The following is a 25,018-nucleotide window of genomic DNA, read 5'->3' as shown; positions in this document are numbered from 1 at the left end:
TTTGGGCTTTTTTTCATAAAAGCGATATTCCTGCTTTGTCGAATACGTGAATCCATCTATAATTAGCCGAATTTTAAGCTGTGGAAATAGATTCGTGAGTATTATTGTTGCCTTAGACGCAAAGAGCCAATATGACGCTTTGAGCATTGCTGATCAGCTCGATCCATCACTTTGTCGTGTAAAAGTGGGCAAAGAGCTTTTTACTCATGATGGTCCACAAACAGTAAGAATCTTACAAGATCGTGGTTTTGAGTTGTTTTTAGACCTTAAATTTCATGACATTCCAAACACCACAGCACAGGCTGTATGTGCTGCGGCAGACTTAGGTGTATGGATGGTCAATGTTCATGCGTCTGGCGGTCGTAAAATGATGGAAACCTGTGTTGAACGACTTAAAGCTGGAAATTACCGTACTCAACTTATTGCGGTAACGGTATTAACCTCTATGGGGCGTGAAGATTTACGTGACATTGGTTTAGATGTTGAACCTTTTGAGCAAGTTAAACGTCTGGCACAGCTAACGCAAGAAAGCGGTCTGGATGGTGTGGTATGTTCTGCTCAAGAAGCAAAAATGTTACGTGATTTACTAGGAACAGAATTTGCTTTGGTCACTCCAGGTATTCGACCTGAGGGTGCAAATGCAGATGACCAAAAACGCATTGTGACGCCAAAGCAGGCAATGTTGGATGGTTCGACTCATCTAGTCATTGGTCGTCCAATTACAAAATCCGAACGACCAAATGAAATGTTGAAACAGATTTTATCGAGTCTGGCTTAAGCTATTAAAATTAGGCTGATCATGATTGGAGCCAGTAAGCTTAAGATCACGCCGCTGACCATAGCATGTGGTACATAATGCGTACCACATGATTGTTTCACCATTGCAAGTGTGGCGTCCATTGAAGTTGCACCTGCACTCGAAATTGCAGATCTTGGAAACCTCCAGCCAAAACAATACATTAAAAGAATGGCAAAAATTTCTCTAAATAGATCAGTTAATAATGCAATCCCACCTAACTCTGTCGAATGGAGTTGGGTAAATAAGATGCCTGACATCGAATACCAGCCGTAGCCTTGTGACAATGCCACAATCTCGCGAAGCGATAAACCTTGTATAAGATAGGCACAAAATACTGCAGCCAAACTTGAACCAATGATTGCAGCACAGGGAACAATCAGAATTTTCCAGCTTAACCATGAGCGATCAAAACGAGTAAATGCAAGCTCGATACCAATCAGAAAAATAAAGACTAAAAGCAGATACCAGCTATTAAATACAAAATCCAAATTTTGCCATAAACTGAAAATTCCGATGGTCGCACCCACCATTAAAGCAAAAAAGGCGTGACTAATATTTTTAATCGCATTTAAAAATAGCTTTAAAGATACTTTGCCTTGGATCGAATTTTTGTCAAATACTTGATAGGTAATCAGGCAGGTTATAAAAGATGCAATTGATGTGCTTAAAGAGATAATCAGTGCGGTTGGTAGGATCAGTTCAGGTTGTGAAATTTGATGAATTGCAAGTGTAAACTCATAAGCTACCCCTGCCAAAAGAAGATATGAAAAGTAGGGTAGGATGCGAAAAGCTAGATTTTTGAGTGAAGAATTTAATTTGGGGCCGATAAAATAGCCTAAGCAAATCGCCATAATTATTTGGGATATTAAAACAAGAGACTGCATAAAATAAGTAAGTTGTCAGCAACTTACTTATTATGACCTGATAGATTTAGACCGCAATCTTTTTTGCTTGAATATCACCTAGAAAATGATAGTCACTGACATTTATCTTGCGAGTTTCTAGCCAGTATTTCCAAGTGTAAGTTGGCCATAGAGAAAAGTTCTTACCTTCACTGGTTTGATACCAACTTACACATCCACCTGCTTGCCAAACAGTGCCTTGTAATTGTTTTTGAATAGTTTCATTAAAGTTGTTCTGCACCTGTACTTTAACTTCTACTGCTTGCGTTTTGGTCGTATCGACCAGCTTAATCAGTTGTAAAATATAATTAACTTGGGATTCAATCATAAAAATAACTGAATTATGTCCAAGCACTGTATTTGGACCTAAAAGTTGAAATAAATTTGGGAAGCCTGCTGTTGTTATACCATAATAACTTTCTGGTCCATTTTTCCAAGCCTCTTTGAGTTCTTGGTGATTTTTGCCAAAACATTCAAAATGCTTCAAATAGATACGCGGATCTGTAATAAATCCAGTTCCATAAATCAGGCAATCGATATGTCTTTGCTTACCGTCTTTGGTCACAATGGCATTTTCTGTAATTTCCTGAATTCCATCGGTCACTAATTCGACATTTTTACGATTAAAGGTTGGAAAATATTTATTTGAGATCAAAATACGTTTACAACCCATCACGAAATCTGGCGTAAGTTTCTTTGCAAGTGTTTTATCCTTCACTTGAAAGCGGATAAAGGCTTCGGCAAGCTTTTGGCCGTATTTCATAATTTGTGGCTGGACAATCGGAACTACTCGCGATTCATTACTCCAATACAAACGTATACGATGAATCTGGCGATAAAAGTCAGATTTTTTAAACAGTAACTTACTTAATCCAGAATATGCACGTTCATCACGAGGAATCACCCACGCAGCAGTACGTTGCAGTACATACAATTGCTTAACTTGTTGTGCAATTTCTGGAATGTACTGAATTGCACTTCCTCCTGTACCAATTGAAGCGACCACTTTATTGCTTAGGTCGTAGCCATGATCCCATTGAGATGAATGAAAAACTTTTCCTTTAAAATTTTCGATGCCTTTAATATGTGGAATCTGAGGAACATGCAGTGGTCCAGAAGCGAAAATTACAAATTGTGCCTGCACAGCTGGATGATTTTTAAATTCTAAATTCCAAATAAAATTTTGTTCATCATATTCGGCTCGCGTTACTTCGTGTTCAAATTTGCAATACTGACGTAGCTGAAACTGTTCAGAAATATCCTGAATATAAGAAAAAATTTCGCCTGCTTCGGCATAACGTTTTGACCAGTTGGTTTTTGGCGCAAAAGAAAGTGAATACATATGCGACTGTACGTCACAGGCTGCACCAGGATATTGGTTTTCTCGCCATGTTCCCCCAATATCTTGGGCTTTTTCAAAAATTACAAAATCCCGAATATGATGTTGTAATAGGCGGATTGCCATGGCTAAGCCACCAAAACCAGCACCAATAATCGCAATTTTAGTTGTTTGAGTCGCATTTATTGTGGCTTGTTGCATTATATTCACTCTCGATGAAAAGTTAATCAATATCCTAGAGCGTTCAGAGCGAGAATAATATGATTGCAATGCCGTGAAAATTGATAGAATCGGCAATTAAAATTATTTTATATTTATAGTACAACATATTGGTAATGTTAATATAGTTGAAATAATGAAACGATCAATACTTGGACTGATGTATCTGATACAAGGTATGCGTAATGCAGGTATTGATGTAGATGATCGCTTAGCATCTATTGGTATACGACTTGATGCTCTAGATCCAAGTTCAATTATTCACGATAGTCTTGAATGGGATATCCAGTATATTATTGGGAAAGATGTTGATCCAGAAAAAGGACTATTTATTGGGCAACATTATGCACTTGCTGGTTATGGTCCGTTGCTCATGCTGCTGGTGACCAGTGATAGTATTCAGACTGCAATTTATAAAGGGATCAAATATCAGAAACTTACGCATTTATCAGGTGAGTTAGATTTACACACCACACCATCAAAAACAAATTTAGTTTATCGACCTGTCGATCTACAGTCTTCAATTGGATTGTTACGAGCACAATGTGAAGTTTCTGGAACATATAAATTTATTCAAGACATCTATAAAATGATGGGTTTAATTGCACCTGAGATTAGGGTGGAATTGCCATTTGAAATGCCAAAACAGGAAGATGTTTTACAGCAATATTATCAATACTATGGACAGAATCTCCATTTTGGTAATAACGTAGCAACGTTTAGTCTAAATGTAGATCTACTTGATGTTAAGATTCCATCTTCAGATATTATTACGCATCGAGTATACGAAGCGAAATGTCAATTGGAAGTTGATCGCTTAAATGCAGAAGACATCAAAATGCCTATTATTGTGCAACAGGTACGTGATTATCTTGAATTGCAACAGGGTGTAATGCCAACAATGGCAGAAACAGCATATGCCTTAAATATTCCTGAGCGCACGTTAAGACATCAGCTACAGCAGTTTGACACCAGTTATAAGAAAATTCGTGAACAACTTATTAAACACAAGGCATTAGAATTAATGGAATACAAAGAATATTCGATAGAAATGATTGCAGAGTTACTCGGTTATTCTGAACCAGCAGCTTTCAATCATGCTTTTAAACGATGGTTTGGCCAGAGTCCTAGACAGTATGGCCGATAAAAATTACTCTTGGTATGCATCCAAAGTTCTATATGTATAGAACCAATATCCAATATACTTTTAACAGACCCAGATAGCATTAGAAAGATATGTCAAATACCAGCTCTTCTCATAATACGGCCTTTACGCCATCTTCCCCAGCAGAACGTTATGCACAAGCTTTAGCGTCGGGACAGTTCATGCCAGATGAAGCTCAGGCCCAAGCAGTTCAGGAGTTAGAGCGAGTTTGGCAAGAGTTATTAAGTCGTTATAAAGCCTCAAAAAAAGCATTTCGGCGTTTCCGACGTCAGACTTCACCAAAAGGTGTGTACATGTGGGGAGGCGTAGGTCGTGGTAAAACCTGGTTAATGGATCAGTTTTATGATTCCATTCCATTTCGCCGTAAGACACGGATGCACTTCCATCATTTCATGCAACATGTGCATCGTGAGCTCAATAAACTTTCTGGTCAGCGTAACCCGCTGGATTTAGTTGCAGATCAAATTTATAAAGACGCGGTTATTATCTGCTTTGATGAGTTTTTTGTATCTAACGTCACTGATGCCATGATTCTGAGTGATTTATTTCAAAAACTGTTTAATCGTGGTGTTACATTGGTTGCCACTTCAAATATTGCACCAGACGGATTGTATAAAAACGGGATACATCGTGATCGTTTTTTACCTACCATTGAATTGGTACAGAAAAATTGTACAATTCTGAACGTCGATGCAGGGGTAGATTATCGATTACGCGTATTGAAACAGGCACAGCTCTTTAAACATCCTTTGACTGACGATGCTAAGATCTGGATGTCACAACGTTTTAGTGCGATTACTCGTTCACAGATCGTTTCTCAACAACCCATTACGATTAATAATCGTGTTGTTGAAACTTTGGGGCATACTGAGGATGTATTATGGTGTGAGTTTTCTGAGCTATGCTTGAAGCCACGTAGTCCTGCCGATTTCATTGAAATTGCGAATATTTACAACACGGTACTGGTCAGTAATGTTCCCCATTTAACGGATTATTTATCTGAAGGAACACGTCGTTTTATTTATCTTGTTGATGAATTTTATGATCGTGGTGTTAAGCTGCTACTCACTTCGCAAGATTCAATTATTGAGATTTACGAGGGTGAAAAACTGGCTTTTGAGATTGAACGTACACGTTCACGATTGCTCGAAATGCAATCTGATGAATATTTGCACTCTGAACACCGCCATATCAATTCCGAAAATAACTCATAAAGATGTGTAAGGCGTTCATTCTGAACGCCTTTATTATATAAAAATAAGAATAAAATTTATTTTGCAAATGTATTTCATAATTTATAGATTTTGATATAACTAGAGCTTGTATGCAGAGAATGTTTGTTAATAAGACTGACTTAGGTCTAATTTCGACATTTATAAAACTTTATACACTTAGAATTGAGTTCAAATCTTGACGTAGATTCATATGAAAAAGTAGTAGGAGCTTTTAATATGATTTCATTGTGAAATGTTTGTTATTTCACAAAGTGATTCTACTATTCAGGATGGTATAAATGGTTATACTAGAATCTCTTGTATAAAAAGTAGCAATATCAGGAAAGACAATGACTGCACGTATTCAAAAAGGCAAGTTAGCGATTGCTAAAGAACTTTACGATTTTATTGAGAATGAAGCTTTATCTGCTTCTGGTTTGGACAGTGAAACTTACTGGAAAAACTTTGAGCAAGTCGTTGTCGATCTTAGCCCTAAAAACAAGGCACTGCTTGCGAAGCGTGATGAGTTACAGGCTAAAATTGATGAATGGCATCGTAACAATACATTTGAATTAGAAGCTTACAAAGCTTTCCTTAAAGAAATTGGCTACTTATTACCAGAAGTAGAAGATTTTCAAATCACTACACAAAATGTAGATGAAGAAATTGCATTACTTGCAGGGCCACAATTGGTTGTACCTGTACGCAATGCACGTTATTCACTGAATGCAGCAAATGCACGTTGGGGATCACTCTATGACGCATTATACGGCTTCGATGTTATTCCAGAAGATGGTGGTGCTGAAAAAGGCAAGGGATATAATCCTGTACGTGGTGCCAAAGTTATTGCATTTGCTAAAAACTTTTTAGATGAAACTTTTCCATTGGCTCAAGGGTCGCATAAAAATGCTGTTCAATATTCAGTTGAACAAAATGCACTGGTTATCACATTAGATAATGGTGAAAAAACCTCATTGGCACATGAAGCATTATTTGTCGGTTATAACGGCGAAGACAGCGCACCTTCTGAAATCGTGCTTAAACACAATGGTCTTCATGTCATTATTGAAATTGATGCTAATAGTCCAATTGGCAAGACAGATCCAGCAAGTGTAAAAGACTTAGTACTTGAAGCTGCAATCACGACAATTCAAGATCTTGAAGATTCTGTTGCAGCGGTAGATGCAGAAGAAAAAGTTGAAGGGTATCGTAACTGGCTTGGATTGATGCAGGGAACTCTTGAAGAGTCGATTGAGAAAAATGGTAAAACCGTTACTCGCAAACTAAGTCAGGATCGTACCTGTAAAAATCTGATTGGTGGAACCACGACCTTGCACGGTCGTTCATTGATGCTACTACGTAATGTTGGGCATTTAATGACTAATCCTGCAATTTTAGTCGACGGTGAAGAAATCTACGAAGGTATTATGGACGCGCTGGTTACGTCATTGCTTTCAATTGTAGATATTACTGGCAAAAATGAAGTTAAAAACTCTCGTAAAGGTTCGATGTATATTGTTAAACCAAAAATGCATGGACCAGAAGAAGTAGCATTTACTGTCGAGTTATTTGAACGTGTAGAAAAAGCACTGGGCTTACCAGAGAAATCACTCAAAGTCGGCATTATGGATGAAGAGCGTCGTACTTCTGTCAATTTGAAAAACTGTATTGCTCAGGCAAAAGATCGCACCATCTTTATTAATACAGGATTTATGGATCGTACAGGTGATGAAATTCATACCTTTATGGAAGCTGGTCCATTTGTGTGTAAAGGTGAGATTAAAGGTCAAAAATGGTTCCCAGCTTACGAAAATCGCAACGTAATGATTGGACTGCAAACGGGTTTACGTGGTAAAGCGCAAATTGGTAAAGGTATGTGGCCTAAACCTGATATGTTGCTTGATATGTATAAAACCAAGATTGAACATCCAGAAGCGGGTGCATCATGTGCATGGGTACCATCTCCATCTGGTGCTGTAATTCACGCAATTCATTATCACCAATGCAATGTTGCAGAGCGCCAGCAAGAATTGCTCAGTACACAAGCACTGTCACTAGATGATCTGTTAACACCTCCTTTGGCTGCTGATACCAACTGGTCTGCTGAAGAAATTACCAAAGAGCTGGAAAATAACTGCCAAGGGATTTTGGGTTACGTGGTGCGTTGGGTTGATCTAGGTGTGGGTTGTTCAAAAGTACCAGATATTAATGATGTCGGACTCATGGAAGACCGTGCGACACTGCGTATTTCTTCTCAGCATGTAGCAAACTGGTTACGTCACGGTATCGTAAGCAAAGAGCAGGTTGAGGAAGTGCTAAAACGTATGGCCAAAATTGTTGATGAGCAAAATGCCAATGATCCAGCATATACCCCGATGTCTCCTGGTTTTGATGGGATTGCGTTTCAGGCAGCATCTGATCTCATCTTTAAGGGCGGTGAACAACCATCGGGTTATACTGAGCCATTATTACATGCGGCACGTTTGAAGTTAAAAGGATATACGGGAGACTAACTCGTAATTTCAAAAAAACCGCAGTCTAGATTGCGGTTTTTTTATGCGCTAAATGAATTAGGAAGAATTTAATGGACAATAGAATCTATAATAATAAATATCTTAATTTATTATATTAAATTTTTAATTTTAGGATGTTTGTTAAACGTTTTATATTCTTTTAATATTCATAGTACTTTATATTTTATATAGAAAATTTTTCAAATTTAGAGAGATATTAAAAAAATGAAATATTAAAGTCGTAAATGTATATATAATAAAATATACATTAAAGTTCAGAGCTGATAAAATATTATAGTATTTATAAGCTAATTATAGATTTATTGATATTGACTTTTAGGTATAATGATTGATATGTGTGCTAATTTTAAACCATTGACTTTAGATCAGCTAAAGCAGCTCAATTTGCCTGCAATCACCTTTGATTATATGGATGAAGTTTATCCAGGCTATAAGTTGCCATTATTATTCAAATCAAATTCTGGCTTAGAGTGGCGTGAGGTAATGTTTGGTCTAGTTCCAAAATGGGCAACAGACTTAGATATTGCAAAAAAAACTTATAATGCTAGAAATGAGACACTGCTACAAAAAGCGAGCTTTTATGATTCAATGCGTAAGTGCCAATTTGGAGTTATACCCGTAACAGAGTTTTATGAGGCTAAGTATATTGATGGCAAGCCGCAACGCTGGTGTGTACGCAGGAAAGATCATCAAGCATTCTATATTGCCGCGTTATATGAGATTTGTAAGATAGATGACAAAATCGTTCGTTCTGCCAGTATGATTACAATGGATGCGATTGATCATCCCATGATGAGAGAGTTTCATGAGCCTGGCGATATTAAGCGCTCTGTGATCGTGATTCCGCATGAGCATTTGGACGAATGGTTAAGTTTAAAAAATCCAGATATTCAGAAATTTGTTGAAGGTTTTCCAGTAGAAGAGTTTGAATGTGCTTTTGTACCTAAAAAAGTGATAACTAAACAAACTCCACAACTAAATATCTTTGATTAAGATGATAAATTTTTAAAAATAATCTTAAGTCCATCAATCATTTTTTCAATTTGCAACGGGGTAAGTCCTTCAAAAGACTGTTCTAACACAGCACCCGTTAAGCTATTGATTTTGTGTATCATCTCTTTGCCTTGCTCTGTAAGATTTACACGTGTAATCCGAGCATCATTTTCACATGAGTAAGTATTAACAAAGCCTTCATCTTTCAAACGATAAACAATCTTCGTAGTTGTCGACATTTTTGAGATAATCATCTCAGATAACTCTGAAACGCTGGCATTTTGTTTAATATTGAGTGCGAGTAAAATACGGCGTCTTGAATTGTCTAAACCATATCTTTTTAAAACATTATCGATGTTATGTACATACTGTGAATGTACTTGAGTGACCCAGTAATAGGGAAAATTATCAATATTAAATGATTTTTCAGAAGGTAAAAAACGGGAATATTTCTTTGTCATAAAATCAGTCCAAAACCATTATAATTGTATGGGATTGTGTTAATTTTATTTTAAATTTGTAATATTAATCAATTGTTTTTTTAAATAAATAAAATTTAATCCTTTTTTTATTTTTTAATTCTATTTTAAGGCTAATTTAACCAAATATGACTTAAACATAAAAATATACATTTATTTTTTATATTATGAGAATTTATATATTTTGTATATTTGGATTTATTGAATGGATGCAGCTTTAAGAGACTTTCTGGAAACTATATGAAGTACTATCTATTATCTAGCAAATGAAAAAATGAAAAATTATGATTCAAATACTATTTTGGTAGGTTAGATAGTTATAAACACAATATCAAAATGTTTAGCTTTACGGCCTATAAATGTTCCAGAATAGTATTGATGCTGCTTTAATAGACATTGTAGTTCACTCAAATTGATTTTATCTATAGAATCAAAATGATAAGTTTTTAGAAATACAAAAAGATAAAAAATAATTTGAAAATTTATGCATAATAAAACCACGTATTTAGATAAAAGAGGTTATCCGTATGGATCCATCGCCGTGTAGGTTGTTTTGTTGCTCACTTGTTCAAAATAATAAGGAGATCTAAAGATGGAATTTCTTTTAGATCCCGGAATATGGGTAGGTTTACTCACTTTAATTGTTTTAGAAATTGTACTAGGCATTGATAATCTGGTATTTATTGCTATTTTGGCTGACAAACTTCCACCAGAACAGCGCGATAAAGCGCGAATTATTGGATTGTCTCTAGCACTTGTCATGCGTCTAGCGCTTTTATCTGTGATTTCATGGCTTGTAACACTCACCAAACCACTTATACAAGTTGCCGATTATAGTTTCTCGGGACGCGATCTTATTTTGCTCTTTGGTGGTTTGTTTCTTGTCTATAAGGCTGTGACTGAATTACATGAAAAGCTGGAAGGCCAGCCTGAGATCAAGACCAATTCATCAGTCGCTTATGCCAGCTTTTGGGCAGTTGTAACCCAGATCATTGTATTAGATGCCGTTTTTTCTTTGGATTCGGTGATTACTGCAATTGGTATGGTAGACAATATATATGTCATGATGACCGCAGTTGTAATTGCAGTCATGGTGATGCTGATTGCATCTAAACCCTTAACTGCTTTCGTGAATCGTCATCCCACTGTGGTGATTTTATGTCTGAGCTTTCTGTTACTTATCGGGATTAGCCTCATTGCCGAAGGTTTTGGATTCCATATACCAAAAGGTTATATTTACTCAGGTATCGGTGTCGCAATCTTGATTGAAGCATTTAACCAGTTTTCGCAGCGCAATGTGGCAAAGCATCAGGCTAAAATTCCACTGAGACATCGTACCGCAAATGCAATTTTTAAATTGATTGGTGAAAAAGACGAGATTCGTAGTCCAGTTGATCAAAAAGAATCAGATGGATTATTTGTTGCTGAAGAGCGCTATATGATTGGTGGTGTCCTAACGCTTGCGGAACGTTCTGTTGCTTCAATTATGACACCTAGAACGCAGATTTCATGGGTAAATATAGAACAAGATCCAGAAACTATTCGTCAGCAAGTACTCGCTGTTCCACATAGTTTGTTTCCTGTATGCCGAGGCAGTCTTGATAAAGTAATCACCATTGCCAGAGCAAAAGATCTGATTGATGCATTGGATCATCCTGATGAGTTGTCTGGAGTATTGAAACGGCAGCGGCCTATTTTTATCTTTGAAAAGATGAAGGTGATTGATGCCATTAATACTTTACGTTCTTCGAAAGGCTCTTTGGTGCTGGTCAGTGATGAATTTGGTGTGGTACAGGGTTTAATTTCTCCACTTGATGTTTTTGAGGCAATTGCTGGCGAGTTTCCAGACGCCGATGAGCAAATGGATTTGGTTAAAGTGGGGGAGCGTACTTGGCATGCCAATGGGCTTTTAGATTTGTATCAGCTTGAACTAGAACTTGGCATGATTGAATTGATGTCAGATCATGCTGATTACATCAGTGTGGCAGGTTTAATTATGGATAAGACCAATGCTGAGGTGAAGATCGGTACTTCTGTTTTTCATGAAGATATCTATTTTGAAGTTATCGAGATGGATGGTAATCGGATTAAAATGGTTAAAATTGTCTATCCAGTGGATTAATTTTATCCATTGTATAAAAAAGCTCTCAAATGAGAGCTTTTTAAATTGAAAGTGGTTATTAACGCTGAGCTAAAACATCTTTGAGTGCTTCATGCATTTCAAGCAAAACATTTTCTGTGGTTTCCCAATCAATACAGCCATCGGTAACAGACTTGCCGTATTCAAGATCACATAGGTTTTCAGGAATATCCTGACGTCCGCCTTTGAGGTGACTTTCAACCATGACACCCACTATTGACTTATTACCGTCGATGATTTGCTCGGTTACATTTTTGAGTACAAGTGGCTGTAAGTATGGGTCTTTATTTGAATTGGCATGGCTGGCATCAATCATGATTTTAGTGCTGACTTTTGCTTTTGCCAGTGCATTTTCAGCTTCTGCGACTGACCCTGCATCATAGTTTGGCTTTCCGTTACCGCCACGTAATACAACGTGTGCATATGGATTCCCACTGGTATGAATGACAGAAACCTGACCAGCTTCATTCAAACCTAAAAAGCTGTGACCGTGTTTGACAGATTGCATCGCATTTGTTGCGACTGTAAGCCCACCATCTGTTCCGTTTTTAAAGCCAACTGGTGATGATAATCCAGATGACATCTCACGATGTGTCTGACTTTCAGTGGTACGAGCGCCAATAGCCGACCATGAAATCAGATCTTGATAATACTGAGGAGAGTTTGGATCAAGCGCTTCTGTAGCACAAGGTAGACCTTGTTCGTTTAGTTCAAGGAGTAATTTACGTCCAATACGCAGACCTTTTTCAATATTGAATGAGTCATTCATATCAGGATCATTAATCAAACCTTTCCAGCCTACTGTTGTACGTGGTTTTTCAAAATAAACACGCATCACAATATACAAACTGTCTTTTACTTTTTCGCTGAGTACTTTTAAGCGTGTTGCGTATTCATGCGCTGCTTTAGGGTCGTGAATAGAGCATGGCCCAATGACAACAAAAATACGTTTGTCTGTACCATCAAGAATGTTGCGAATGGTTTCACGACCGTGGAGTACGGTTTGATAAGCACTTTCTGTCAGTGGAAGCTCTGCTTTTAACTCGGCAGGCGTAACAAGAGGCTGGATGCTTTTGATGTTAACATCATCGATATCTGGCTGTGAAACTGGATTGGACTGTAAAGTATTCATTGCTGTCACTGATTGGATCATACTAGTTTTCTGTTTACTGAATATACCACGAAACCATATTCAGCAACGCATATTTAAGACGGATTAATCATTTAAAAAGATCGATTAACCCGTTATATCGCTTAATTTTTAGTAGTATTTGTGGTTTGATGTTGCTCTACAATCGTGGGTTTTTCTACAGGTTTTGCCTTGACAGGATGTACCATAAAATTGATGCCCAGTGCAAAGAGTGTCACACCCAGGATTTTACGAATCAGTTTTTCTGGCATTTTTGAACTAATAAGCGTACCAATAATGATGGCTGGAATTGAACCAATCAGTAACCACATTAGAAGTGTAAAGTCTACATTTCCCGCACTCATATGGCTTAGACCCGCAACAGAGGTAAGCAATACGGCATGCACAACATCTGAGCCAATAATTCGAATCATTGGAAGATTTGGAAACATGATAATAAGTGCCATGATGCCAAATGCGCCAGCACCAACGGAAGACAAAGTCACAAATATGCCAAGCACAATACCCATAATCACGATATAAAGGCGTTTATTTTTTGAATTAATGTCTACAGTTTCAACTTGTGAATTGGCTTTACGAAATTTCATAAAGAATTTTTCGATGCGTGAACGAAAAATAATAGATACACCCGTCAAAGTCAGCATGAAGCCCAGTACGGTTGTAAGCACTGCCTTATAGTGTGTGGACTGAGATAAATAGTGCTCAAGCACCCAAGATGTGGCAAAAGACGCAGGTATACTTCCGATGGCAAGCCAGATGACAATTGGCCAAACAATATTAAGTTTTTTGGCATGCACCATTGAACCACAAAATTTGGAAATTGCGGCATAAAGTAAGTCTGTTCCGATGGCAATATGGGGTTCAATTCTAAATAAACTGATTAGAATTGGGGTCATCAGAGAACCACCACCCACACCTGTAATACCCACGCAGAAACCAACCAGAACACCAGCCAATATAAATTCAAGAGGACCAAACATTTATCAAATCAGCCAAATACACAAAACCTGCATATCTTATGACTTTTTGAGATAAATGGTTGTGATGAATAGTGATTTGCTTATGCAAAAAAAAGCTAAAGAAGTCTTAAATTCTATTCATTTAAATATTTTGCCTTGGTTTTCTTTTAGGTTCAGGTTTGCTTGTGACATCATTTATCCAAAGGATCAAACCAAATATAAGTGGTGTTGCGAAGATCCACCAACTGATAAAGCCAATTGAGTTGCCGTATTGTGCCATTAATAAAAGTCCAGCTACAAACAAACTCACAAAACACGATAATTTGGCTAACTTTATATGCTGGGTTAACCAGACCCAGTTACTTTTCTTGGTTTTTTCCAGTTGTTTATCGCTTAACCGATAAAGTATATGCATGCCATTTAAAGTAAGTATGAAGGCGAGAAGCTGTATCATGAGGCATTTACCTCGACATTTTCATTGAGCTTTAACTTCTTTTCCAATTTCTCTTTTGCTTTAATTTGGATAGGATGAATATTTTTCAAGATAAAATATGCAAATCCTGCAAACAGAATAAAAAATAGATCTACTCGAAAAAAAGTCCAGTAATCTGAGATTTGATGAATGAAATCATATCGAATGAGATAAAACAGATTGAAACAAGGCAGTCCAATTCCAAGTCCAATGAAGATTCCTAATTGTGAACGCCATAACCATACTTTGGGAGTCAATATTGCGATTATGAACGTGGATAGCCATACCATAAAAAAAGTATAAACTTCATAGTTTGGCATATTCGCTTCTAGTTTTATCAATCGATTTGCCAGTAAATAGCTGGTCATTGCAATGGGTAAACCCACAAATGTTGCCACATTCAAACGATCAACAAGATAATGTCCAAAATGGAACTTACGTATTTTATTCTGAATTTGACGTTTTAAGCTCCAAAGTAATAAGCCGGAAGAAATCATCAGGCAGCCTAAGATACCAGAAAAGAAAAAGGCAAGTCGCAGTAGAGGCTGAGCAAAATTTGCCATATGTAAACCATAGACACCAAAACTTAATGTGGCGATAGCACTTTCATTTCGTATAGCTGACAAAACTTTGCCATGGGTTGCATCAAATGTGATTTGAGGTTTATTGCCAGTAATTGAGTGATCTTGCGCTTGAGTAATCGTGATTCGTGCCTGATCCGTATTGGGATTATCGGCTGTGATCGAGTCAATCGCTTGATGTCCCCATTGCGACTGTGCTTTTACAAATAAGGTTTCTAAGCTTATATTTTGCATGGGCTGAGGCGGACGTTGTATCTCAACTACATTGGTACGGATTTCTTTGAAATACTGAAAAGGGTCTTCTGGATAAAGTTTTTTCATGCCCCAAGGCAAATAAATATAAAAGAAAATCGCAAGTCCAGTAAAAGTAATCATCAAGAAAAAGGGCAACGCGATTACAGATGAAACATTATGAAAATCAAGCCATGAACGCTGTGATTTAAAAGTACGCAAAGTGAAGAAATCTGTAAAAATTTTCTTGTGTGTAATAATTCCCGAGATTAAAGCAATTAGCATGATAAATGCAGCAAGACAGACGATGACTCGTCCAATCATTACAGGTAAACCAAACAGTTGGTAATGAAACGCATAAAAGAAGTCACCTCCAAGCGTGGCAGATAAACTGAGTTCTTGTCCTGTATTGGCATCTAGCGTTTTACTTTCATAACCGCCTTGTTTTTTCTGCCAATAAATATTAGTTACAGGAGACTGCTCTGATGCCACACCAATATACCAAGATTTCGCATCAGGAGCGTGTTGCTGTAAATATTGATAAGCTGTCTTGATCGAGCTTTCTTGCTGAACTTGATACTGAGCCAGTTGTGGCTGCATCCATAAGCTGATTTCATGACGGTAATAAGATGCTGTGCCCATGATAAAAATAGCAAATAGCAGCCAGCCAAGTAATAGACCTGTCCATGAATGTAACCATGCCATAGATTGGCGAACATTCTTATGCATTGATTATCCCAATCCGATTGAAAGCAAGAAAAAGATCAAACACAGTGCAGTACTGTAGAGTGTGAGCCTAACCAAAGACTGTATGCAAAACATCATGATTACAAAAAAAGCGTAAAATAATATAGAGCAAAAAGCAGACAGATAAATGGCTTCTGCTTTGGGCAATGCCATAGCGAAAAGATAACTCAACGTAATACTGAAAAAGATCGTACAGATAAAACCGACAATAAATGCGATCACGAAGCGATAAAACACTGTGAGCCTGTAGGTATACGTCAGTGAATGTGTTTTGCTCATATGATGTTCAACTGATAAAAAATTAAAGCCAATTCTCGGGATGGAGAATTGGCTTTGTTAACTAATATTTAAACTTCACTGCAACAGTGTAATTGGCGGGTTCGCCGTAAAAAGCTTGACCATCTGGAAAGCTATTTAAATATTTTTTGTCCGTTATATTATTCCCATTAACTTGAACACTTAGATGATTGTTAATCTCATAACTTGCCATGATATCTACCAAACCATAAGCATCTTGTTTAATCAGATTAGAATTTCCTAAACTCACATCATAAAGCTTAATCGCATTTTGCCAGCGTAAACCTGCTCCAACTTTCAGCTTCGGTAGGGTAGGAACTGTATAAGTCGCCAGTAAATTCAACGTTTGAGATGGATTATAGGTACGAGCTTCACCACCATTCTTTTTGTCTTTAATACTAAACTGTGCGTAACCAAATGCAAGATTGACATGATCTGTAAGCTGACCTGCCAAGCCAACTTCAACACCTTGTGAATCTAAATCACTGGTCAAAACTTTGCGATTAAGTGGGTTTCCATCTGAGCTTCTTAATTGATAATTATTTTGCTCGGTTTTAAAGACTGCCAGCGTTCCTATTAGCTTATTATCCAGCCAAGAGCTCTTCATACCAACTTCGTAGCTTTTTCCTTCAACAGCTTTCAAAGCCTGATTAGTGGTTTGATCAATTCCTGTTTGCGGTCTAAAAATAGAGGTGTAGCTCGCATATCCTGTATATTCGGGGGTAAAATTGTAGGTGATCCCTGCATATGGAGAAAACTTGTCTTTATCATAAGACATGTTTGAGCCGTAACTATAGCCATTACTTTCAGCTTGTACATAATTACCGCCTATAATCAATTTTAAATCATTTGTGAGGTGTAGGCGGGTGGCAGCGTAAAATGAATCAATTCTCTGTGTGTAATTTGCAGCTTCGGAAAAATCTGACCATGTCACAGATTGAGGTGTCCAGCTTGTCCAATTGGTAGTAAATTGACCGAGAAATTCATCTTTGTCATTGTATTTATCAACGACATTGCTATCGTTTATATAGCCACTGGATTGCAGATCATGCTGTTTATTTTTAATATGGCTATAGCCCAGAGCAGCTTCATGCTCCTGGCCAAAAAGTGCATAACTCCCTTGCAAGTCAAAATTAAGTAACTTTTGTTCGTTTCTTTCTTGGCCCCCCCATGCCGTTAAAGATACATCGCTACCTTGTGCTGTTGGGCTCCCGTAATAGTAGAGTAATCTACTGTCATGTTGTGTATTGGTGTAATTGTAAGTCAGTTTGGCTGTCCATTTTTCGCCAAGTTTTTGTTTGAGTTCTGCAAATGCTTCTTGAGTTTTATGATCCCAGTGTGTCCAGTCTGGATTTGGGTTGTATGAACGGCTATAGGAAATTTGATGACCATTATTATCTAAAAGCGGTAAAGCACCCCAGTTATTTGCATTCGGATTATTCTGCTGTTCGCTATAGCCCACTGTTAGTGTCGTAGTATCGGTTAAATCGGCATCCAAAATACCAGCAAAGCCATTTTTTTCTGATGAATAATGATCTAGATAAGAGTCACCCGTTTGCTCAAAGCCCATCATTCGGCCACGAACACGACCATCTTGGGTTAAAGCACCAGATACATCTGCTTCATAACGTTGAGTGTTCCATGAACCATAACTGATGCCAGCATTCGCTTGAAATTCTTTAGTTGGACGTTTTCGAATATTATTAATGGTGGCACTTGGGTCTCCGAAAGCGTTCGTAAGCGCATCAGCACCTTTAATCACTTCGACTCGATCGTAAAAATAAGTATCTGGATTGGTGTTGTTATAATTATAGTTGGAAAGTGGAAAGCCAACGCCATCAGTGAGAATGTTTGATATTTCAAAGCCACGAGACATATAGGTTGTACGTTCAGTTTCTTGATTTGAAACTGTGACACCAGGAGTATTTTCAAGAACTTTACGTGTAGAGTTTAAATTGAAGTCATCCATTTGCTGGCGAGTGACAACATTCACCGTTTGTGGAGTTTCTTTTGCATCAATATTCAGCTTGGTTGCACTACTGCTTTTTTTAATAATATAGGATCTAGTCTTTTCAGAACTTTGCCCCTCACTATCTTCAGCTTGAAGTTGAATAACAGGTAGAGTGGTGTCTTGTGCTTGTGCAAGCTGAACTTGCAAAATTGCTAAGGTAACCAGAGACAATTTCAAAAATGATGGAGGATTAAGGGACATGATATAAATGTTAATGTAAATAGTTATCATTTATTTTATTATTAAGTAATGTAAACCACAATAAAAACTATGATTGTTAATTCAAATGTTAAATGGATATTCGAATGTGATTTTAAATTTTGCTTGAAAATACAAGACATGAAATGAGAAGTTTTAAAGTGATGAAAGCACTATGCTAATATCTTAGGTTTATTGAATTGTATGGAACCTGCCACTTGTCTACACACAAACTTAAAATCGGAATCGTTGTGGGTGAAGTCTCAGGAGACACGCTTGGTGTACAACTGATGCGTAGTTTTCGTGAGCAGGGGATCGACGCCGAATTTGAGGGAATAGGCGGGCCTCAAATGATTGCAGAAGGATTTAATAGCTTTTATCCCATGGAAACATTGTCTGTGATGGGAATTGTTGAGGTATTAAAAGATATCAAAAAGCTATTTGCAGTCCGTGATGGTTTGGTGCAAAGATGGCGTGAACATCCTGTCGATGTTTTTGTTGGAATAGATGCACCTGATTTTAATTTACGTTTATCTAAGTCATTAAAAGAAAAAAACTTACCGATTAGAACGGTACAATATGTGAGTCCATCTGTTTGGGCATGGCGACAAGGGCGTGTCAAAGGCATTAAGGCAACGATTGATCTGGTCTTATGTCTATTTCCATTTGAAAAGAATTTTTATGAACAGCATTCAGTGCGGGCTGCTTTTGTGGGGCACCCACTTGCTAAACTTTTGCCGCTGAATAATTCACTGGTTGAAGCAAAGCAAGCGCTAGGCTTAAATCCAGAAAAAACGTATATTGCATTGTTACCGGGAAGCCGCAAAGGTGAGGTAGAGCGTTTACTACCTATGTTATTGGGTAGTGCAGAAATACTATTGAAAAAATATCCTGATGTTGAATATTTGATTCCAGCGATTAGTGACGTCAGAAAAAAACAAATTCAGGATGGAATTCAGTCAATTGCCCCCCAATATGCCCAGAAGTTACATGTTTTGGAAAATCAGGATCAAGAATCAAAAATTGGACGGCAGGTGATGAATGCCAGTGATATTGTGGCTTTAGCATCGGGCACTGCAACACTCGAAGCGATGTTATTGCATCGTCCTATGGTGTCTTTTTATAAATTAAATACCTTAACTTATATCATTGCAAAATTATTGGTCAAAATTCAATATTATTCACTGCCGAATATTATTGCAGGCAAAAAGGTGATTGAAGAACTCATTCAGAAAGATGCCAATCCAGAGCGTTTGGCGCATGAGATTGAAAAGCTTATGAATAATGAAACAGCAAAAATTCAGATGATGCAGCATTTTAGTATGCATAAACAGCTTATTTCTGGAAATACTGAAGATCCTGTGCAAGCAATTATGACCTTAATTCAATAAAGAATGGAGCAATCATGCTCCATTTAGATTCTGATTAAGTGCGAAGAATAAGTTGATAACCAGAATATTTTCGAACGTTAATCACCCCAATATCAAAGATTAAATACTGACCTTTAATACCGTGTAAAACACCTCGAATCTTAGGTGTTTTATCAAGGTTCAGCGATTTTATTTTTTCAGGATATTGATCGACTGGATAGACAAACTCGCGTGGTTGTTCTTTTTCAAGAAACTCGACAGATTCATTGAATTCAAGATTTTGTCCGAATTCTTCACGTATTGCTTGAATTTTTGGCGCAAACTCTTCAATGATTTGATCGCGCTGTTGAATTAAATCCAGTGGCTCAGCCTCGCCTTTGAGTAATTTGCGCCAATCCGTTTTATCTGCCACTTGAGTACCAAAGAGTGTTTCGAGCTGTCCAGATAAGCGACGTGATCCCACTTTTAAAATAGGTAAGGCTTGTGTTGCACCCTGATCTAACCAGCGTGTAGGCATATGATTGACACGCGTAATACCTACTTTTAAAGCACTTGAATTGGCTAAGTACACAATATGTGGCTGAAAACACACGTTATGTGCAAACTCGTCTTCACGACAAGTACCAAGATGATAATGACAGGTTTCTGGCTTCATAATGCATAAGTCGCATTCGGCTTTGGTTTTAAAGCACTTAAAACAGTGACCTTGTGCATAGGATTTTGGTGTTTTGGCACCGCAAGACGTACAATAAATATTGCCAGTCCATTCGATCTCCAATTCTTGGCCAGGTAAAAATGGAAGATCAATTTCTGAACGGTCTAGTATAAATTTATATTCAACATTTGCCTTGCTTGCTTGCTGATCAGTTACACTATCCTCTTTGAGGGCTGCGTGCATTTTGTGGCAAATGCCTTGTAGTTCCATCAATCTAAACTCACATTAAAAAGGTTGCAGTTATGGCTGAACAGAATGTCATCACTTCTATGCTAGACGATTTATCAAGTGAACAGCCCATACATACTGCACTCTGTATAGGTCAAAAAATTGACCAGAATAGCGCAATCCAGTGGCACTATTTTAACGTAAATGAGTTTCTAAATCTTCCTTTTACTCAGCGTTACGATCTTGGTTTTGTGGTTTTAGATACAGAACAGATGCTTGTACTCCCAGAAGTCCAAAAAGCACAGATATTGGTCAGACTGCGTGATCTGATGGCAAAACGTATTGTCGTTGTGTCGAGATTTCAAGATGAAAAATTATTACGTTCATTGGGTTTTACTCAGCTCATCGACAAAACGTCGCATGATGCAGATTTTGCTTTGTGGCAATTTAATATCTTGACCTATAAACATGTTCCAGATTGGTTTAATTCAAAATTTTGGGCAAATCCAGAAAATTGGGACAAATTCCGTTGGTAAGCACACTTTTATCCTGCAAAAAAACACAAATTGTATTTTGAATCGTCAGTTCGATTTATTTATGCTCAATATAGATTGATCGTGAGTAAATGAGGAAAAATATAAAATGACGGATTTGACCAATATAATTGAAGCTTTGGCAAAGCAGGCTTTAGGTAATAGTTCTCAGTCTTCTCAAAGCGGATTAGGTGGAATTTTAGGTTCGGTATTGGGTCAGCTTGGTGCAAATCAGCAACCACAAAATCAGGGAAATACTCAAAATACTGACCGTGGACTAGGTGGAATTTTAGGTTCAGTTTTAAGTCAATTCGGTGCAGGTACAGCAAGCTCAAATACTACAAATCGTTCTGGTGGAGGAACCACGCAGGCAATTCTTATTGCCGTTGTGCCGATTATTCTGGCTTGGATTCAAAAGCAGGGCGGTTTGCAAGGTGCATTAGATAAGTTAAAAAATTCAGGTTTGGGTACACAGGTACAAAGTTGGGTAGATCCACAACAAAGTAATGATCACAATGTATCTACGGCAGAAGTAGAGCAATTGTTTGATGAAAATGAAGTCGAACAAGTTGCACAACAGACACAGGTTCCTAAGCAAGATGTCTATGGAGCAATCTCTTCGGTATTGCCGCAAATTATTAATGCACTCACCCCTCAAGGTGAAAAAACCAATCCTCAAGAAGCAAATCAGGATATTCAAAATGTTTTAAATCTGGTGTCAGGATTCTTAAAAAAATAAAAGGGTAGATGCCCTTTTATTTTTTTATGCATGGAGAATTTACTTAGAAATTATATTCCATACCTAAACCGACTACAGTTTTCTTATCATCACTTGCCAACCAGTCACGTTTTTGTTGAGCTAGAACACCATATAAACGTGCTTGTTTATTGAGGTTGTAGTCAACACCTAGACCATACTGAGAAATTTTACGATCAGAACGACTATCTACAGAGGTATTCGATTCAACATACTCACCTTTGATTTTCCAAGGTGTAGAAGGAATTACATACGCAGCAGTTAAGCTGAATGCATCTTCTTCAAGCCCTTTAAAGGTTGTAGTTACCGCGCTGGTTCCTGTTCCTGAAACAGTTAAAACAGTATCATCAGTTGGTTTTGCATTTTGCCATAATGCACCAAACACCAAGCCGTCAACGCCGTATTTGCTAAAATCAAATGATCCTGTTACACGAATGGCATCCGAGTAGATTCCAGAAAGGCTGTAGGCATTATATTTACCAGCCACACCAAAGTTACCTGCAATTGCGGCAGACAAACCATAGTCTTTGTTGTCATAGCTTAATGAGGTAGAAATTCCATCACCAAAGCCGTTACGCTTACCTTCTTGTCCAAGCGTTGTATTGTCAGTTTTGGTATCTTCGCCTTGTTGTGACATGATATTAAACTGTAAGCCAGGGATGATCAGGTTTTTATCGGTCTCAAAACCAATCACGTTATTTAAACGTTCTTCACCGTGAAGTACAGACGTCATATCCAATATCGTGTGGTCATTGAAAATATCTTGATTATTTCCAGCGGCACTTTTGAAATATGAATCGTATTTACCTGCTTTAAGAGAGCCAATGTCCTTAAATTTTAAACCTAAGTAGCGGTTACGTGCACTTAAGTCTGTATCAGAGCCAGAACCATCAGTTGAAATTGCCCATTCCGCTAAATATAACACTGAGATATTATCAGTCAGTTTTTCTTCGCCCTTAATACCAATTCGGGATGCATTCGAATTTAGTGCAGTGACATTATTTCCAGCAAAATCGCTGTTATCTACTTGGTCAAGCGTCAAATTGATCTTACCGTAAAGGGTAGGAGCTGCGTGTGCTGCGCTTAGGCTCAGTGTTGCAACAGTCGCTGCAAGAAGTAATTTTTTCATCAAATATCTCCAGATTTTTTTGTAACTGGCAAAAAGCCGAATTAACTTTTTTTAGCTGACTTTTGTACAAAAAGTTACATAAGCTCACCAACTTGCTAAGCAGTATCTGCAAACTTTGTTACAAATGGGTGAAGAGTAAATGACAATTTAATGACGATATATACGATTTTTTAGAACTAACTCTTTATTTTTATTATTTAAAAAAATAAAAAAGGAGCCTTAGCTCCTTTGATATACATCATTTTATTTAAAGCGCTGCTTTGATTTTTTCAGCTAAGGCCTTAATTTTTTCTTGATCACCCATTTGGGCCGCATGTCGGCCTAATTCATGGATTGAGCTTGGAATAAGGTGGAAATGAACATGTGGAACGGTTTGTCCAGCAGATGAACCAGAAAGCTGCATTAAAACGATTCCCTTGACATCGAGACCTGTTTCAATTGCTTTTGCAACTTTCTGCACAATCTGAATGGTGTAGGCTGCTGCTTCTGGTGGCAAGTCCAATAAAGTTTCAGCAGGAACTTTAGGAATAACCAAAGTATGACCATCCGCTTGAGGCATAATGTCCATAAAAGCCAATACTTGGTCATCTTCATAGACTTTAATTGCAGGCAGTTCATCGCGAAGAATACGAGCAAATATGTTCTGATCGTTATATGCCATTGTGTTTCCTTATAAAGTGCAGTTCTTATTTACAATTCAATTCTTTCTGACGATCCTTGATCTGGTCAAGACGTTGCTGCTCTTTATCTGAAAATTTTGGTTTGGTGGTAAAGCAATTGTCATTGCCATATTTGGCCTTGGCTTCAGGATCTTTAAAACAAAAACCTTTAGATGCATAAATCAGATTATAGTCATCTTGTAATTTCTTACACTCTTGTTCAGGTGTTGCAGCCTGTACGGAAACACCAGCAAAGGTCATCATTCCAGTAAAAAGTGCAACAGCAAGCTTATTCATGAGCGTATCCTCTTTATGTGTCGATTTAATTGTAACGACCTATTTCTCAATATAGGGTGTTTATAAAAAAATTCAATGTCGATTAATTACTCAAGTGTAATTTTGCTCCACGATTCGTACATTTTCACAGCAGCAGAAAAATCACTATTTTCTTCAGCAGTTTGATTTGCAGCCTGAATTAAACTTTGAGTTAAAGCAATCAACGGCGCAGGAAGTTTTGCCGCATGCACGAGATCTAGTGCTATACCAGCATCTTTGGCAAGTAACGGAAGTGCAAAAGTAACAGGAAAACTACGATTCAATACACGCTGAGGGAAAATGGTCTCCGTCACACCACTTTTACCGCTTGATGCATTAATACAATCAAGTGCTTCTCCAAGATTCACTCCATGTGCTTTAAGCGTTGTAAAGCCTTCGGCAACTGACCAGAGGTTGACCGCAAGCAACATATTATTGACTGCTTTTACCGCAAAACCAGCACCAGACTCACCCACATGTTTAATCAGCTTGCCAAATGCTTGCATCGCAGGGTAGGCACGTTCAAATGCTGTGAAATCACCACCCACCATGACGGTCAAAGTTGCATTATCCGCACCAATGGTTTGACCACTAACAGGTGCATCAAGATAATCTACACCTTGATTTTTGAGTTGAGTCACAAGTTGACGAGCTAAATCTGGTACACCACTGGTACAGTCGACCCAAATTGTTCCTGGTTTTAATTCAAGATTTTCAACTAATTGTGCTACATCAGCACTGGTCGGTAGACATGAAAAAATAATGTCTGCTTGAACTGCTTGAGATAATTCAACTGCTTGTGTGCCATATTCAGTTGCATGTTGTTTGGCTTTTTCAAAACTTCGATTCCAGACATAAACTGTATCGAAGTGCCGCGGTAAATGCGATGCCATACGATAGCCCATCGCGCCCAAGCCAATAAATGCAACTGATTGAATCATA

Annotated in this window: 22 protein-coding genes; 9 read left to right on the top strand and 13 right to left on the bottom strand. The window is 37.7% G+C overall.

Translation table 11 applies throughout. The features are described from left to right. The first annotated feature begins 94 nt into the window (after positions 1–94). A complete protein-coding gene (pyrF, locus tag F952_RS12445) occupies positions 95–778 on the top strand; it encodes an orotidine-5'-phosphate decarboxylase (RefSeq protein ID WP_004928119.1) in 684 nt (227 codons plus the stop codon). Here the strand turns inward: pyrF and F952_RS12440 are convergent. Together F952_RS12440 and F952_RS12435 are read right to left on the bottom strand one after the other, a co-directional pair. Continuing rightward, positions 775–1,683, bottom strand: coding sequence for a LysO family transporter (locus tag F952_RS12440; protein WP_026057017.1), 909 nt, complete (start codon positions 1,681–1,683; stop codon positions 775–777). The two genes, pyrF and F952_RS12440, sit on opposite strands and share 4 nt — an antisense overlap. 46 nt (positions 1,684–1,729) lie before the next feature. After that, positions 1,730–3,241: a flavin-containing monooxygenase gene (locus tag F952_RS12435; protein ID WP_004928112.1), complete on the bottom strand. Its 1,512-nt coding sequence runs from the start codon at positions 3,239–3,241 to the stop codon at positions 1,730–1,732. Between the two features lie 154 nt (positions 3,242–3,395). On the opposite strand from F952_RS12435, the gene F952_RS12430 reads away from it, so the two are divergent. The 4 genes from F952_RS12430 (at position 3,396) to F952_RS12415 (ending at position 9,165) form a co-directional block, all read left to right on the top strand. After that, positions 3,396–4,406, top strand: a complete 1,011-nt coding sequence (locus F952_RS12430; RefSeq protein WP_011182489.1) for an AraC family transcriptional regulator — start codon at positions 3,396–3,398, stop codon at positions 4,404–4,406. A gap of 89 nt (positions 4,407–4,495) precedes the next feature. After that, positions 4,496–5,638, top strand: coding sequence for a cell division protein ZapE (gene zapE / locus F952_RS12425; RefSeq protein WP_004928108.1), 1,143 nt, complete (start codon positions 4,496–4,498; stop codon positions 5,636–5,638). Between the two features lie 350 nt (positions 5,639–5,988). Next, complete coding sequence (locus tag F952_RS12420) at positions 5,989–8,151, top strand: malate synthase G (RefSeq protein WP_004928105.1); 2,163 nt, start codon at positions 5,989–5,991, stop codon at positions 8,149–8,151. Positions 8,152–8,505: 354 nt separating this feature from the next. Further along, entirely contained in the window at positions 8,506–9,165 is a 660-nt protein-coding gene (locus F952_RS12415) for an SOS response-associated peptidase (protein WP_026057016.1), read from the top strand. On the opposite strand, the gene F952_RS12410 is transcribed toward F952_RS12415, so the two are convergent. Next, positions 9,162–9,626 carry a MarR family winged helix-turn-helix transcriptional regulator gene (locus F952_RS12410; RefSeq protein ID WP_004928099.1) on the bottom strand — a complete coding sequence of 155 codons (465 nt, stop codon included), beginning with the start codon at positions 9,624–9,626 and terminating at the stop codon, positions 9,162–9,164. The two genes, F952_RS12415 and F952_RS12410, sit on opposite strands and share 4 nt — an antisense overlap. Positions 9,627–10,236: 610 nt before the next feature. Here F952_RS12410 and F952_RS12405 point away from each other — a divergent pair. Continuing rightward, positions 10,237–11,766, top strand: coding sequence for a TerC family protein (locus tag F952_RS12405; RefSeq protein WP_004928097.1), 1,530 nt, complete (start codon positions 10,237–10,239; stop codon positions 11,764–11,766). A 58-nt stretch (positions 11,767–11,824) separates the two neighbouring features. On the opposite strand, the gene F952_RS12400 is transcribed toward F952_RS12405, so the two are convergent. From F952_RS12400 to F952_RS12380, 5 genes are all read right to left on the bottom strand, one after another. Further along, positions 11,825–12,916, bottom strand: coding sequence for a 3-deoxy-7-phosphoheptulonate synthase (locus F952_RS12400; RefSeq protein ID WP_034709865.1), 1,092 nt, complete (start codon positions 12,914–12,916; stop codon positions 11,825–11,827). 122 nt (positions 12,917–13,038) lie between these two features. Further along, on the bottom strand, positions 13,039–13,914 hold the full coding sequence (locus tag F952_RS12395; protein WP_004928092.1) for a sulfite exporter TauE/SafE family protein: 876 nt from the start codon (positions 13,912–13,914) through the stop codon (positions 13,039–13,041). A gap of 121 nt (positions 13,915–14,035) precedes the next feature. After that, on the bottom strand, positions 14,036–14,347 hold the full coding sequence (locus tag F952_RS12390) for a hypothetical protein (RefSeq protein ID WP_004928088.1): 312 nt from the start codon (positions 14,345–14,347) through the stop codon (positions 14,036–14,038). Next, positions 14,344–15,906 carry a PepSY-associated TM helix domain-containing protein gene (locus F952_RS12385; protein ID WP_004928086.1) on the bottom strand — a complete coding sequence of 521 codons (1,563 nt, stop codon included), beginning with the start codon at positions 15,904–15,906 and terminating at the stop codon, positions 14,344–14,346. The genes F952_RS12390 and F952_RS12385 overlap by 4 nt, the downstream gene beginning before the upstream one ends. A gap of 358 nt (positions 15,907–16,264) precedes the next feature. After that, positions 16,265–18,433 (bottom strand): TonB-dependent siderophore receptor, encoded by a 2,169-nt coding sequence (locus tag F952_RS12380; RefSeq protein ID WP_004928083.1) that lies wholly within the window; start codon positions 18,431–18,433, stop codon positions 16,265–16,267. Between the two features lie 215 nt (positions 18,434–18,648). Here F952_RS12380 and lpxB point away from each other — a divergent pair, with 215 nt between their 5' ends. After that, a complete protein-coding gene (gene lpxB / locus F952_RS12375) occupies positions 18,649–19,821 on the top strand; it encodes a lipid-A-disaccharide synthase (protein ID WP_026057013.1) in 1,173 nt (390 codons plus the stop codon). A 34-nt stretch (positions 19,822–19,855) separates the two neighbouring features. Here the strand turns inward: lpxB and F952_RS12370 are convergent, their stop codons facing one another. Continuing rightward, positions 19,856–20,725, bottom strand: a complete 870-nt coding sequence (locus tag F952_RS12370) for a DUF2797 domain-containing protein (RefSeq protein WP_004928076.1) — start codon at positions 20,723–20,725, stop codon at positions 19,856–19,858. 32 nt (positions 20,726–20,757) lie between these two features. Between F952_RS12370 and F952_RS12365 the strand changes: the two genes are divergently transcribed. Beyond that, positions 20,758–21,219, top strand: a complete 462-nt coding sequence (locus F952_RS12365) for a DUF6231 family protein (protein WP_004928075.1) — start codon at positions 20,758–20,760, stop codon at positions 21,217–21,219. Between the two features lie 106 nt (positions 21,220–21,325). Next, on the top strand, positions 21,326–21,955 hold the full coding sequence (locus F952_RS12360) for a YidB family protein (RefSeq protein WP_004928072.1): 630 nt from the start codon (positions 21,326–21,328) through the stop codon (positions 21,953–21,955). Between the two features lie 43 nt (positions 21,956–21,998). On the opposite strand, the gene F952_RS12355 is transcribed toward F952_RS12360, so the two are convergent. The 4 genes from F952_RS12355 to F952_RS12340 form a co-directional block, all read right to left on the bottom strand. Continuing rightward, positions 21,999–23,102: a porin gene (locus F952_RS12355; protein WP_004928069.1), complete on the bottom strand. Its 1,104-nt coding sequence runs from the start codon at positions 23,100–23,102 to the stop codon at positions 21,999–22,001. Between the two features lie 247 nt (positions 23,103–23,349). Further along, the gene (locus F952_RS12350; RefSeq protein ID WP_004928066.1) at positions 23,350–23,763 is read right to left on the bottom strand and encodes an HIT family protein; all 414 of its coding nucleotides are present in this window, start codon (positions 23,761–23,763) and stop codon (positions 23,350–23,352) included. Between the two features lie 25 nt (positions 23,764–23,788). Further along, a complete protein-coding gene (locus F952_RS12345; RefSeq protein WP_004928064.1) occupies positions 23,789–24,058 on the bottom strand; it encodes a YARHG domain-containing protein in 270 nt (89 codons plus the stop codon). A gap of 86 nt (positions 24,059–24,144) precedes the next feature. Then, positions 24,145–25,017 carry an NAD(P)-dependent oxidoreductase gene (locus tag F952_RS12340; protein ID WP_004928061.1) on the bottom strand — a complete coding sequence of 291 codons (873 nt, stop codon included), beginning with the start codon at positions 25,015–25,017 and terminating at the stop codon, positions 24,145–24,147. Position 25,018 lies beyond the last annotated feature (1 nt).

It is taken from the genome of Acinetobacter baylyi DSM 14961 = CIP 107474, from assembly GCF_000368685.1.
Lineage (GTDB): Bacteria > Pseudomonadota > Gammaproteobacteria > Pseudomonadales > Moraxellaceae > Acinetobacter > Acinetobacter baylyi.
The sequence above is the reverse complement of the archived record's forward strand: the minus strand, read 5'-3'. Positions and strand labels throughout refer to the sequence as shown.